General features: G+C 35.8%; 15 protein-coding genes and 2 tRNA genes. 5 read left to right on the forward strand and 12 right to left on the reverse strand.

Translation table 11 applies throughout. From position 1 onward, the window contains the following. Positions 1 to 52 precede the first annotated feature (52 nt). Genes JO178_RS15570 through pepE form a run of 4 tightly spaced genes read right to left on the reverse strand, consistent with a single transcriptional unit; the run spans position 53 to position 4184 of the window. Positions 53 to 1219 (reverse strand): HAMP domain-containing sensor histidine kinase, encoded by a 1167-nt coding sequence (locus tag JO178_RS15570; protein ID WP_291937905.1) that lies wholly within the window; start codon positions 1217 to 1219, stop codon positions 53 to 55. Between the two features lie 7 nt (positions 1220 to 1226). Beyond that, complete coding sequence (gene dacB / locus JO178_RS15575) at positions 1227 to 2600, reverse strand: D-alanyl-D-alanine carboxypeptidase/D-alanyl-D-alanine-endopeptidase (protein WP_291937907.1); 1374 nt, start codon at positions 2598 to 2600, stop codon at positions 1227 to 1229. A gap of 31 nt (positions 2601 to 2631) precedes the next feature. Then, on the reverse strand, positions 2632 to 3492 hold the full coding sequence (locus tag JO178_RS15580) for a hypothetical protein (RefSeq protein ID WP_291937909.1): 861 nt from the start codon (positions 3490 to 3492) through the stop codon (positions 2632 to 2634). Beyond that, positions 3489 to 4184, reverse strand: a complete 696-nt coding sequence (pepE, locus tag JO178_RS15585) for a dipeptidase PepE (RefSeq protein ID WP_291937911.1) — start codon at positions 4182 to 4184, stop codon at positions 3489 to 3491. Before pepE ends, JO178_RS15580 begins: the two co-directional genes overlap by 4 nt. A gap of 186 nt (positions 4185 to 4370) precedes the next feature. Here pepE and JO178_RS15590 point away from each other — a divergent pair, with 186 nt between their 5' ends. Then, positions 4371 to 4919 carry a tetratricopeptide repeat protein gene (locus JO178_RS15590; RefSeq protein WP_291937913.1) on the forward strand — a complete coding sequence of 183 codons (549 nt, stop codon included), beginning with the start codon at positions 4371 to 4373 and terminating at the stop codon, positions 4917 to 4919. A gap of 49 nt (positions 4920 to 4968) precedes the next feature. Here JO178_RS15590 and JO178_RS15595 read toward each other — a convergent pair whose 3' ends face one another. After that, a complete protein-coding gene (locus JO178_RS15595; protein WP_291937915.1) occupies positions 4969 to 5457 on the reverse strand; it encodes a YdeI/OmpD-associated family protein in 489 nt (162 codons plus the stop codon). A 167-nt stretch (positions 5458 to 5624) separates the two neighbouring features. Here JO178_RS15595 and fsa point away from each other — a divergent pair, with 167 nt between their 5' ends. Next, a complete protein-coding gene (fsa, locus tag JO178_RS15600) occupies positions 5625 to 6278 on the forward strand; it encodes a fructose-6-phosphate aldolase (RefSeq protein WP_291937918.1) in 654 nt (217 codons plus the stop codon). A gap of 78 nt (positions 6279 to 6356) precedes the next feature. Here fsa and JO178_RS15605 read toward each other — a convergent pair whose 3' ends face one another. From JO178_RS15605 to JO178_RS15620, 4 genes are all read right to left on the reverse strand, one after another. Continuing rightward, positions 6357 to 6914: a sugar O-acetyltransferase gene (locus JO178_RS15605; protein WP_291937919.1), complete on the reverse strand. Its 558-nt coding sequence runs from the start codon at positions 6912 to 6914 to the stop codon at positions 6357 to 6359. Positions 6915 to 7048: 134 nt separating this feature from the next. Further along, positions 7049 to 7954, reverse strand: coding sequence for a GLPGLI family protein (locus JO178_RS15610; RefSeq protein ID WP_291937920.1), 906 nt, complete (start codon positions 7952 to 7954; stop codon positions 7049 to 7051). Positions 7955 to 8010: 56 nt separating this feature from the next. After that, positions 8011 to 9819, reverse strand: coding sequence for a M56 family metallopeptidase (locus tag JO178_RS15615; protein WP_291937922.1), 1809 nt, complete (start codon positions 9817 to 9819; stop codon positions 8011 to 8013). Positions 9820 to 9825: 6 nt separating this feature from the next. Continuing rightward, entirely contained in the window at positions 9826 to 10191 is a 366-nt protein-coding gene (locus JO178_RS15620; RefSeq protein WP_291937924.1) for a BlaI/MecI/CopY family transcriptional regulator, read from the reverse strand. A 335-nt stretch (positions 10192 to 10526) separates the two neighbouring features. Between JO178_RS15620 and JO178_RS15625 the strand changes: the two genes are divergently transcribed. Next, positions 10527 to 11108, forward strand: a complete 582-nt coding sequence (locus JO178_RS15625) for a hypothetical protein (RefSeq protein WP_291937926.1) — start codon at positions 10527 to 10529, stop codon at positions 11106 to 11108. Between the two features lie 290 nt (positions 11109 to 11398). Here the strand turns inward: JO178_RS15625 and JO178_RS15630 are convergent, their stop codons facing one another. Further along, entirely contained in the window at positions 11399 to 11845 is a 447-nt protein-coding gene (locus JO178_RS15630) for a GNAT family N-acetyltransferase (RefSeq protein WP_291937928.1), read from the reverse strand. A gap of 186 nt (positions 11846 to 12031) precedes the next feature. Between JO178_RS15630 and JO178_RS15635 the strand changes: the two genes are divergently transcribed. Continuing rightward, positions 12032 to 12745, forward strand: a complete 714-nt coding sequence (locus tag JO178_RS15635; protein WP_291937930.1) for a 2OG-Fe(II) oxygenase — start codon at positions 12032 to 12034, stop codon at positions 12743 to 12745. 11 nt (positions 12746 to 12756) lie between these two features. Then, complete coding sequence (locus tag JO178_RS15640) at positions 12757 to 13008, forward strand: Ada metal-binding domain-containing protein (protein ID WP_291937931.1); 252 nt, start codon at positions 12757 to 12759, stop codon at positions 13006 to 13008. Positions 13009 to 13075: 67 nt separating this feature from the next. On the opposite strand, the gene JO178_RS15645 is transcribed toward JO178_RS15640, so the two are convergent. Further along, positions 13076 to 13148 (reverse strand) — tRNA-Met (locus JO178_RS15645). Between the two features lie 38 nt (positions 13149 to 13186). After that, positions 13187 to 13259: transfer RNA gene (locus JO178_RS15650), tRNA-Met, on the reverse strand. Positions 13260 to 13298: the final 39 nt, after the last annotated feature.

A 13298-nucleotide genomic window follows, 5' to 3' on the forward strand; every position in this document is an offset into this window, starting at 1 on the left:
CTTTTATATTTATATCTGATCGCTCTCAAAGATCAATAAACCTGTTTATTACTCAGGCTTTTTTTATTGTTATTCTGAATGTACTTCCTTTTCCTACTTCTGTCTGGGAGATTTTAATATCTCCGTTATGATATTCATGGATCACTCTTCTGGCCAGAGAAAGCCCAAGTCCCCAGCCTCTTTTTTTAGTAGAATATCCGGGTTTAAAAGCATTTCTTGCCTGTTGTTTAGTCATTCCGCTTCCGGTATCTCTTACTTCTACAAAAATATTTTTATTTCTTTCAAAAACAGACAGGGTAATTGCCCCTTCACCTTTCATCGCATCTACTGCATTTTTTACCAGGTTTTCAATTACCCAGCTTATCAGAATTTTATTGTGAGGCACCAAAAGGGTATAATTGGGAAGCTGTAAAGCAAAATCAACTTTTTTGGAGATCCTTGTTTTTAAATAATCATAGTTCTCACGCATAGTTTCATTAAAGTTCCTGTCATTGAGTTCCGGAACCGAACCTATTTTTGAGAAACGTTCAGAGATTGTTCTTAGTCTTTCAATATCTTTTTCTATTTCATGTACTCCTTCAGAATCCGGGTTATCGAGCTTCATAATCTCCATCCAGCCAATCATTGAAGATAAAGGTGTTCCGATCTGATGAGCCGTTTCTTTAGCTAAACCGGCCCACAAATACCCCTCATCCGTCTTTTTAATCGTCCTGAAAAACCAGAAAGAGAACCCAAAGTACAAGAGAATAAATAAGCCTAAAATATAGGGCGAATAGCGGAGATTATTAAGCAAACGTGAGTTATCATAATAGACAAACTGGTTATTTCCGTCCGGTACTTTAATCTCAATAGGGATATAGTTTTTCTCCATATTTTCCATCAGATCCTGAAGTTTTTCGGGATTTTTTATGGTACTTTCAGGAATATTTCTGTAATAACCCGGAGCAATAATCGGGGTTTTATATTTATCCGTTACAATAAAAGGAATTGTATTATTGATATTAAGAATCTCCGGCAGAAGATCCAGTACATCAGTATCAGGTGTTTTTACTTCCTGTTGAATTTTAATAGCCTTAGAAAGAAGGTTTATTCTTTTAATTTCCTCTTTTCTGAGAAAATTAATCAATGAAGTAGAAGCTATCACAATGCCTACCACTAAAGCGGTCATTATGACAAAAATGATCCAGTTATTCAGTCTGGCTAAAATGGATTTTCTCAAAGTTTCTCTATTTTAAAACATTCAGAATTTTCTGCAGCTCCGTACTTCCACTCCCCTGATAGTTGTTGATAATAATTGAAAACACATATTTCTTTCCGTCCTTTGCGGCCTGATATCCGGCAAAAGATTTGGTATCTCTCATTGTTCCGCTTTTCATTTTCATTCCGTTTTCCTGTACGGGAAATCCGTCATAATACGCTTCAAACCATGATTGTTTTTTAGCATATAACAAAGCCTGTACTTCCGCCTTGGCGGAAACATAATTCTGTGGAGAAAGTCCGCTTCCGTCAGCAAAATTAATCATATTCGGATTTATTCCTTTCGACTTCCAGAATTCTTTCAGATAAGCGACTCCGCTTTTAAAACCCGGGTTTCCTTTCTTTTCTTTCCCTAAAGTTTTAATCAGTGTTTCACCATAGAGATTAATGCTCTTTCTTAAAAACCAGTAAACAATTTTATCAAGGGTTGGCGATTGATAGGTCAGAATAATAGTACTTTTAGGAGTTTTCGAAGCGGGTTTTCCTTCGAGTTCAAGCTGTGAACCGGTAATTACTTTTCCGGAAAGTTCAACTCCCGATTCTTTCAGCCATTGCCTCGCTTCTACACCTAATTGTAAAGGCGGGTTTGGAGTGGCCCCGGAAACGGTCACCGTTTTTCCGGCCGGAAGCATTCCGTTAATCAAAGCAATATTGGAATGAGGTGCTGTGAAAATAAGACTCTGGTCTGAACTTCCTCCTGCTTTAAGATCATTCAGCCATTTTACCCCTTCTAAAGGATAGGAGAAATTTTTAAAATCCGTTCCATTGATGTTGATGTCAAACTGATTTTCCTTCCAGTTGATCCCCCAGACTCCTGCTCCGTAATAATTACCTAAATCATCCCATGGCCAGCCTCCCGGAATCGTCTGATGATCAAAATAAGAATCATCAATCACCAAATCTCCGGATATTCCAGTTATTCCGGAACTCTTAACGGCATCAATAAATTTCTTTTTAAAATTTTCAGGTTTATAGCCCTCATATCTCCAGCTCCCCAATGTGGGATCACCGTTTGAACTGATCCAAAGATTTCCGTTCAAAGTACCTCCCGATATATTCCCCGAATAGCTTGTCGTCGTCGTAAATGTATAATTTTTGCCTAAAGTTTCCAAAGCAGCTCCCGCTGTAAAGATCTTTTGCGTAGAAGCAGTTGAAAGCCCTTTATTCCCTTGATATTCATAGATTAAATTGCCGTTTTCATCCGACACATAAAATGATAAATTAGAAGCAACTGCTGATGAAGAATCCATAAGATCTCTGGTGACTTTATCTAATTTCTGAGCCATATTCTGAGCAGAGACAATCTGTACAGAAAGACTGAGAACAGCAAGTGTTTTTTTCATTGGATTGTTGTTTTACGCTGATCAAATATAGTTAAAATAAAAGCTTTTCATATTCTCTGAGATCACTGGAGCTGAAAAGAATCTGATAATCCGGAGATTTTTCAAATGATCGGTCATATTTAAAATATTTTTCATAATCATTCTCATCTATAAAAATATCCATCTGACAGGCTTTTATATAATTTAATTTTTCTCTTTCAGATTCGGTTTCGGATTCCCTCCATGAATCGTAATGACAACGTAAGCAGGTGTTCTGATGAAGGGCCTTATATCCGCAGATTTCACAATACTTCAGGTTTTGAAACAACTCGGAAATCCTTTTTTGCTGTTCCTCAGGAAACAGGTGAAGAGGAACTGTTTTCAAAAGCAGGTAATAATTAGGTTGTTGCCATGAAAAATCTATCATTTTTGTTATAGGGCCAGATTCTTTCTTTATATACAGTCTTAATTGACTGAAATCATATTCAGTCTCAGCGTCAGCAATCTCTCCAATGGTAAGCCTGTTCTTTTTATTCAGCTTAATGTTCAGATCATCATCAATTTCAATAATAGACTTTTGATCCAGATAATGAAAAAGACACAAAGTGGTTTCCTGAAAATTATCGCTTCTTTTTTTTCCTTCACTTCCGCAAATTTCACAGGTTTCGGCAGACAACGCCGTATATTTAGCAGTAATATACTGAATTTCTTCATTCAGTTCCGGATCTTCAGAATAAATGCAACACCATAATTCACCCTCTTTTTCTTTTCCAAAAACATCTTTCTCGGTATTCCAGCCGCCAATGGCAAATTCAAACAGCATTTGTCTGATCAGATCATTCCATCCGGTGCTGTTCACTTCAAAATTTTTCAGATTTTGTTCTACAAAACTGCTGATCTCCTTATGATTCATTCTAATACTGTTCCCGGCTCTATTTCGTAAGGCTCTTTTCCTTTTTCAAAAATTCTTGTCAGTTCACTCCCTTCAACACGAATACGATCTCCGGATCTTCTGATCCAGTTTCCTTCTCTCAGCCCCACTACTTTTATATCATTCTGGGTAAGAAATTCCTGAATTCTTGTTTCCCTTGTTTCTCCATTGTGCTTTAAATCTGGATTAGGATCAAGATAATGCGGATTGATATTGAACGGAACCAGCCCCATACACTCAAAACTCGGCGGATAAACAATGGGCATATCATTCGTTGTTTTCATATTCTGTCCTCCGATATTACTTCCTGCACTACACCCCAGATATGGCTTTCCGCTGGCGGCATTTTCCTTTAAAACAGACATTAATCCTGTTTCATGTAAGGTTTTAACCAGTAAAAAAGTATTTCCACCGCCTGTAAAATAACCTTTAGCCTGATTCAGGGCTTCTGCTTTATTTTCAAACTCATGAAGTCCTTTTACCGTGATATTGATGGTTTCAAAAAAAGAGCGTGCTTTTGCCGTATACTCATCATGGGAAATCCCGCCGGGTCTTGCGAAAGGGATAAAAACAATTTCATCAATTCCGGCATATAATGAGATAAGCTCATCTCTTAAATAGTCTAAATATTCACCTCCAAAAAGGGTGGAAGTGGAAGCTAATATGATGTTCATAAAAGGAATTTATATTAAAAATAGTTGAATGACAAAGATAAACTCAAATATCAACGAATCAAAAATTAAACTAAAAAAAACGTTTTTCCCGTTAATATTTTCTAAAAAACCTTAAAGCTTCTAAAATCTGAGCCTTTATGGAATTATTATTGAATTTTAGAAATCAGAATTTTAAAATATAAGATTATGAAAATGGCTAAAATTAATATCAAAAACCTATTTTTAGGTTTAGTACTTGTTGGAAGCGCGGGTTTTGTCAATGCACAGACTACTCAAAAGGATACGGCAAATAATACCGCTGCGACAAGTCAGGCAGGTTCAGGGATTGAAGCCCTTAAGAAACAAATAGAAGCCAATCCTAAGGATGCGGAATCATTAGCAAAACTGGCAACAGCTTATCAGGAAGCGTCAGACTGGACCAACGCTATTGAAACCTGGAAAAAAATCTCTGCTCTATTACCGGACTGGGCACCATCATACTACAGCCAGGCCTATGCTTATCAGTCTGCTAAAGACGATGCCAATGCGAAAATCGCTTATGAAAAATATATTGCCACTGTAAAGCCGGAAGAAGTAGAACAAAATAAAAAGAATCTGGCCTACGCCTATTTTTATCTTGCCTTTACCGAGCAGCAGACAGATCCAAATAAAGCAAAAGAACATATTGCACAGTCTATAAAATATGATCCTAGCAATCAGGATGCCATTAAACTGAGCAAGGCTTTAAACTCATAACAACATAAAATCCGGAAAATTTCCGGATTTTATTTTTATGTCAGACTTTTTATTCAATTCTTTTTCCAAAAAAATCAGTTTCGCCATGAAGATGGCGGATAATCTTTTCAATATTACGCTCAATACCTGCCTCAGTTTTTAAATTATTGATATACCGGATCAGCTCATGTCTTCTTGACGGAATTAATTTTTCAAAATTGGAAGCTGCCAGAGTACTTTGCTGAATGGCCTGTTCCAGCTTCGGATGAATCGAAATACTTCTGTCGGAATCATCATATTCCAGACTTATTTCAATGATCTCCCCTATTCTTTTAGGAGAGTTTTTCAGCATGATAAGGTTTACATACAGCCTCCATTCTCCCAGATATTTCATCAGATTCTGCTCAAATTCCTTATTATTTATCGTTCCTTTGACCGGAATCGGGCTCTTATTCTTTCCTGCGCGTTCAAAAATCTGATGCAGAATTTTTTCCGGAACAAAAACAAAAGGATTGATCCCGATAATCTCCAGTGTTGCTGTAAAATGGTTGTCTTTCATGGGATAACAAAGGTACGATTTTAGGCGTAAGATTGTGAGAGATGAGCCTGGGAAATTTCTCAGAACCTCCTGGAGATAAACCTCCTGATTGCTGTCAAAAATTCATACCAAAGAACTCAATTAAATCACCTATCTTTGTTGGAATAAATCTATTTAATTTTAACGAGATGAAATTTTTTATTGACACAGCTAATTTAGAGCAAATCAAAGAAGCTAAAGACCTTGGTATTCTGGATGGTGTAACTACCAATCCTTCATTAATGGCTAAAGAAGGAATCCAGGGAGCTGAAGCAATCAAAAACCATTACAAAACGATCTGCGAACTTGTAGACGGAGATATTTCTGCAGAAGTACTTTCTACTACATATGAAGAAATGATCAAAGAAGGAGACGAATTGGCTGCTATCCATCCAAATATCGTTGTTAAAATCCCAATGATCAAGGACGGTATCAAAGCATTAAAGTATTTTTCTGATAAAGGAATCAAAACAAACTGTACGTTGATTTTTTCTCCAGGACAGGCTCTTTTAGCGGCTAAAGCCGGAGCTACTTATGTTTCTCCTTTCTTAGGAAGACTGGATGATATTTCTACTGACGGATTAAACCTTATTCAGGAGATCAGATTGATTTTTGATAACTATATGTTTGAAACTGAAATCTTAGCGGCTTCTATCCGTCACTCTATGCATATCATTGACTGTGCTAAAATCGGGGCGGATGTAATTACATCTCCGCTTCCTCCGATCTTGAGTTTGTTGAAACACCCTTTGACAGACAGCGGACTGGCTCAGTTTATTTCAGATTCTCAGAAATTAGCTTAAGAATCGGCCATCAGACACCCTATAAAAATCCCGGTTTACGTCCGGGATTTTCTATTTATCTTATCCTCAGAGAGGAGGCTATTCAATATTTTTAACCACTTTACAGGGATTTCCTACAGCAACCACATTGTCCGGGATATCTTTAGTCACCACACTTCCCGCTCCTATTACAGTATTATTTCCTATACTGACTCCCGGCAGAACGACTACATTTCCTCCCAGCCAGACATTATCTCCGATAATAATGGGATGTGCATATTCCAACCCTTCATTCCTCTGTTTTACATCAAGCGGGTGCCCGGCTGTATATAAGCTGCAGTTAGGACCAATAAAAACATTATCACCAAATTTCACTTTAGCACAATCTAATATAACAAGGTTGTGATTGGCATAAAAATTTTCTCCGACTTCAATATTATATCCGTAGTCACACCAGAAAACAGGTTCTATACAAATTCTCTCCTTTACATTTCCCAGAATTTTCCGGATTAATCTGTTTCTGTTTTCTTCTTCAGAATTCCGAAGCTCATTATAGTCCCGACAAAGATCTTTACAGGTCATCCGCTCATTAATTAATTCCTGATCATAATTGGCATTATATAAAAGTCCTGCAGCACATTTTTCTTTTTCTGTCATTATAAGTCTAAAAATTAAAGATTAAAATTTCAGCTACAAACCTGGTTTACATTCTGTAATACCGTCTATTATCCAAAGATAAAAAAGAAAACAGGACACTAAATGCATCCTGTTCACATTAAAAATGAATAATTTCAGTTCATCAGATCCGGTTCAATCGGATTATTATCTTTCAGAAGGGATTCCTTCGTTCTTTTTTCCATTTCTCTAAGTACTTCATTAGGGTCTGAAAATTCTTTCCCGTCAGCCGTTTTCACTTTGAAAGCCACTTTAGCATTGGTATCTCCCCCATTTTTCATCATCAGTTCCCTCATATTTTTAGTAGGATCATTAACATAGGCTTTCCATGCTTTTTTAAACTGATCTTCTGTAATTTCGATTTCTTTACCAAAAAGCCCCGTTATTTTCACATTTTCAGGCAACTGAGGTTCTTTTTCAGTGTTAGGTATTTTTATGGTTTTATTGCCTACAAGTGTCATTCTGTGAGAACCTGTAGTATCTTCAATCTTTACGATCAGTCCGGGAAGGCCATAAAATTTATAAGGGCCGTCCTGAAGAGGAATATCCGTGGAGAACCATGCTATCCATTCTCTTCCTCCGAAACCAGTAGTTGCCTTTTGGGTACTATATTCTCCTATTTTTTGTTTGTCCGGCAATATTTTCCATTCGGGTTTTTGATCTTCTTTTATTTTATACTTGTCCATCGAAATATTTCTGAACAAATACGTTTTAAAATCCGGATACTGTTTAGTTACTTTATAAGAAATCTGTCCCGGTTTTTCTCTTTTGTTAACACTGATACTTCCACTACCTGATTTAAGCTGTTTTTCAAGATCAGCCTTTCCTGTGGAATCAGCCACAAACGTATCATGGCTATAATAGTTTGATCCGTTTTTATCGATATCCAGAAGCATCATTTCTTTTTTTACATCTTCTTTATTTCGGGAATCCGGGATAAATGTGTACTCGTAAAAAAAACGGTTGATCTGGCCATGGGCAATCACCCCTAAAAACATAAAAAACAGCATTTTATATTTCATAATAAACGGTATATAAAAAAGCTTTGCCAACTGTATTGACAAAGCTTAATAGTATTTTATTTCTTTGTCTGAATTCTTATTTCGCCTCGTGTTCCTCTTAATTTATTTTCTTTCATAACATTAATACTGGCAATCGTTTCAGATTTTAAAGCATTCACTTCTTCTTTTGAAACTTCTCTGCCGTCTACAAAGAACCTCACATCATCCCAGCCGCTCATATTAAATTTCTTAATGCCACTCATTGCAACATTTCCCTGCCCGTCTTTTTTAATATAGTCAGCCTGCATCACCATTACTTTAGGAGATGTATTAAAACTGAAGCTTCTGAAATTATTGGATTTTTCGGCTTCTATTCTGGCTACTTCGCTCTCTTTTCTGGCTCTGTTACTTTCCTGACTTGCTCTTTCACTCTCTATTCTGGCCTTTTCACCTTCTTTCATTGCTTTCTGAGCTTCCACTTTAGCTTTTTCTGCCTCTCTTTTGGCATTTTCCGCCTCGCGTTTGATATCTCTGAGCTCTTTCTTGCTTAAGCCTCCTGTATGTTGATACATGATATTTCCTGATTTGAGAACCTTTATTTTCGGATTACCAGGAACATTGGGAGCGGCAGGCAGTTCTGGCAGTTCTGGTATTTCAATATGAGAGACATCCGGAACTTCCACATTTAAATTTTCCAGCTCTTTCATTTTGTTTTTCCACTCAGCAGATTTAAAGTAACGATCTGCTTTCAGAGATTCTTCCCCTGCAATTTTCCCTATTTCCGAAGCCAGTAAACTTATTTCTTCAACCTTTTTATCAAAAGCTGCACTTTCAGGTTTCAGTTTACTCAATTCTTTACCTTTGCTGTCAATCTTTTTTTGAAGCTCATCCAGTTTTATCTGATTTTCAGATTTCTTTGGCGTTGGATCATTAACAGTCTCCTGCTCATTTTTTTCAGGTCTTACCGTATCTTTTTTAATTTCAGATACTGCTTTTTTAATAGACTGATTTGTTTTTTCTATCTCTTTATTTTCTGCATTTACCATATAAGTAAAAGCAATTGTAAATAAAACCGGCAATGCAAAAATTCTTCGCGCATACCCGAATTTGGTTTTTGGTTTTTGTAACATCTTAAGTCTTTTTTTAAGGTTTGAACTAAGAAACGGACTGGCAGCAGGCAACTGTGTTCCGGAAAAGTGGCTTGCTAAAAGCATCTGCGCAAATGCTTGGGTGTCCGAATGTTTTACGGCTTTTTTATCAGCCAGATATTCATGGATTAGATTAATTTCCCGTTTGATAATATGAAAAAACGGATTGAACCAGAAAACAGAAGTAATAACTTCGATAAAAATCTTATCAAACGAATGTTTCTGCTCAATATGTACCATTTCATGTTTTAAGATCTGTTTACCTATCTCGGAGTTCAGTACAATAGTATTTTTCCAGAAGAGATTCTTAAAATAGGAAAAGGGAGCTTCTGTCAGATTTGTACGGTAAAAATTAATCCCGTCAAAACTTTCTTTCTGAAACTGTTTTTTAAATTGCTGGATTTTGATAATTCCATACGTCAGTTTCCCTAAAAAATAGAGAGAAACAAGTCCCAGAGCTGAAAAAATAATGTTAAAATAAATGTGACCATGGTCTATATTTTTTTCTGAATTAAAATTTTGAATCTTATCAAGAAGCCTATACACTTCATTATTCACTTCGATTGTAAAATCATCTATCCTGATCAGAGGCAACAGCAATGAGATCAACATTGCAGACAATAAGTAAAATCTGTTATAATGGTGAAATGTCTTGTCTTTTAAAGACAACTGATAATACAGAAACATTACACCTGAACATAAAATTACTTTTCCAAAGTATAGAAGTATGGCTTCCATGATGTGTTAGTTTTTCTTTTTAAGTTCGTCTAATAGCATTTCAAGATCCTCTACACTCATTTCATTCTTTTCTACAAGGAACGAAACAGCACTTTTATAAGAACCTTTAAAATAATTTTTCACAAGGCTTTTTATTGTTTTCCCTGAATATTGCTCCTTTGAAATCAATGGAAAATATTCATGCTGTCTACCGTATACGTGATAGTCTACAAATTCTTTATCCTTTAAAACTTTTAAAATGGTAGATACGGTATTGGTATGGGGTTTAGGTTCCGGAAAAAGATCCAGAACATCTTTAAGAAATCCTTTTTCTATTTTCCATAAATACTGCATCACCTGTTCTTCCGCTTTTGTTAAAGTCTGAATTTTCATATCCTGTTCATTTAATCATTTATGATATTAAATGTATATCATTCTATATCACTAAGAAATTAGTTATACAAATGTAGAAATAATTTTGATCCAAACAACTATTTTTTTAGTGATAGATAATAAAAACAATCTATCTGACTGTAAATCAGTAAAATAAAATTCAATTAAATATATTAATTTATTAATAAGACCAATTCACTCTCTATCTAATCAGCATAAAAAAAGCAGTTTCCTCTTGAAATTCTTAAAACTTGTTAATTTTTATTAAATAAAATTAAAATGAAATTTGTTTTAACCGGGAAATTATATTTATTTTAGTGCCTTAAAAATTTCTCATGAAAAGATATAATTTATTGATTGTACTCCTATTGCTTATTTTTAACGTTACTACGGCTCAAAAGAAGAAATCTCCGGCAGCTGATCTTAGCGTACTAAAAGATACAAAATCGAAAATCGAGGCTACAGTACCATTAGTTATTCAGCATCTTCAGACCATTGCTACTAAAGAAGGAGATAATAGCATTCTTACCAACGGAAAAATTATGGTGGGAAAAGAATATAAAACCTTAGAATCTGAATGGTTTTTGTACAGAAATAATATGAAAAACTGTATTCTCAATAATTCTTCTAAAAAAGCAAAAAAATGTATGGAATATCATACATTATACATGAGAAATACCCTTGTGAATTATAACAACTATATCACTAATCTTACCCGAAAAAATGGTTATCTGGGAGTAGAAGGCGATACCAAGTTTGATTTTAAACCAGCTGATATTGCTACAAAATTAAGTGAAGCTTATTTTAATGCCAATGATGCAGCAGGAAGAATGAAAGGAGATCAGAAAAGAGAATTTCTGGATCAGACCATGTCTGATGACAATAAGCTGACTCCTTATGCGCAGCTTGCACCATAACAGCGCACCTATTTATATAAAAAAACAAAAAGAGAACTGTAGACAGTTCTCTTTTTTTGTGAGCAAAAATCTCCGCCAAAAGCAGTTTTGTGGTACTAATCATAAAACCGTGGGGGAAAAAGTAGAAAATGTGGCGGAGATAGTTTTGCTTGTGCTCTTTATCATCAATTGTCCTAAAATTCGGATCACAAAGAGCTTTACAAAAATAGAATTATACCCCTTTCCGGTGAAAAAATAAATGTAGAATTAAATTGTGATCAATGTAGAAGTAATTCTACCTAACAAGCATTCTATCCCCACCAGTAATAATAATTGTGAAGCCCGTCATATTCAAATCCACAACGGGGATACAACCTATTACCAATATCATTGGTTTTCTCTGTTTCCAGCATCAGCCCGCAGGCTCCGGTTTCCTCACACCATTGTTTACAACGATCAATTAAAGCTACCGAAAGACCCTTACCTCTATAATCGGGATGTACAAATAAATCGCTTAACAGCCATTGTTTTTGCAATCGGGTATAATGGAATAATTTGTACAGTTGTACAAATCCTACTGCTTTTCCATCAGCCATCGCAAGAAAAATATCGGATTCACTGTTTAAAAATCTTTCTTTCAAAAATGTTTTTCCCTTTTCCACATCTGATTCCTGTCTGTAAAAGACACGATAAAGATTAAATAGTTCTGCTGTTTCATTAAGATCCTCGAGACTTGCTTTTTTAATTGTGTAATTCATTATTATATTGGTTTTAATTAACGCTGCAAAAGTAATCGCAAACAGGACTACTCTTATCGTCCAGATTGAGTTATATAAATAGTCCAGAGTAATTTTTCTTTTACAAATAATCTATGATGAATACCGCATGTTTCGGATTGTATTCCCATTCATAACATCAGATCTTTGTCTCATAAAATCAATACAATGACAGATACTCTTCAAAGAATTAAAAATACAGACTGGCAGGATATCACTGAAAAAATGCATCAGAAAGGATACGCAGTAATTTCCAATCTGTTGTCCGATGATGAATGTGAAATGCTGAAATCAGGGTATAACTATTCAGGGCTTTACCGTAAAACGGTGGTGATGGCCCGTCATCGGTTCGGATCAGGAGAATATAAATATTATGATTATCCCTTACCCGACCTGATACAAACTTTACGAACGCATATATATACTCATCTAGCACCTATTGCCAACTCCTGGTTTAAAGCTTTACATATCGGGACAGAATTTCCGCCGGAACATGAAACATTTTTAAAACAATGTCACAATAACGGCCAGAAAAAGGCTACTGCTTTAATTTTAAAATATGAAACAGGCGGCTTCAACACCTTACATCAGGATTTATATGGTGATATTTATTTTCCTATCCAGATGGTATTATTTCTGAGTGAGCCTGAAAAAGATTTTACAGGCGGAGAATTTGTTATAACTCAGCACATTCCACGCGCTCAGTCTAAAGCCATTGTTTTACAGCCCAAAAAAGGAGATATTCTTATTTTCACAACGAATTTTAAACCTGAAAAAGGTGTGAAAGGATATTACAGAGTCAATATGAAACACGGAGTCAGTGAGCTAAAAGAAGGCTGTCGTTATACATTAGGAATTATCTTTCATGACGCCATTAATTAAAATACCATATAATGATTGCCCATTCTCAGCTATCAGACTTTTTGCTAAAAAATAAAATCCGAAACGGGGAAATTTGTTTAGGAGGAAACAGCACGCTGAAAATCTATGGCCGGCTCCAATGTAAGTCAGGCAAAAGAATGAAAAAGGAAAACCGGGTTTTCTTTAAAAATAAAACAGAGGCTTTACAAAATGGCTACAGACCTTGCGGACATTGTATGAAAGAGGAATATAAAAAATGGAAAAGCACCATAAACCCGCTTTAACTCCATTCGCTTTCGTTCTGCAATACAAAAAAAGAGAGATGCAATAGCTATTGCATCTCTCATTGAGTAGCGGGAACCGGACTCGAACCGATGACCTTCGGGTTATGAGCCCGACGAGCTACCTACTGCTCCATCCCGCGGTATATTTTTAGAGTGTTTACCGAAAACACTTGCTTAGTAGCGGGAACCGGACTCGAACCGATGACCTTCGGGTTATGAGCCCGACGAGCTACCTACTGCTCCATCCCGCGGTGTATTTTTAGAGTGCCTACCGAAAGCACTTGCTTAGT

Origin of the sequence: Chryseobacterium sp. (assembly GCF_019236175.1) — a bacterium.
Taxonomy (GTDB): Bacteria; Bacteroidota; Bacteroidia; order Flavobacteriales; family Weeksellaceae; genus Chryseobacterium.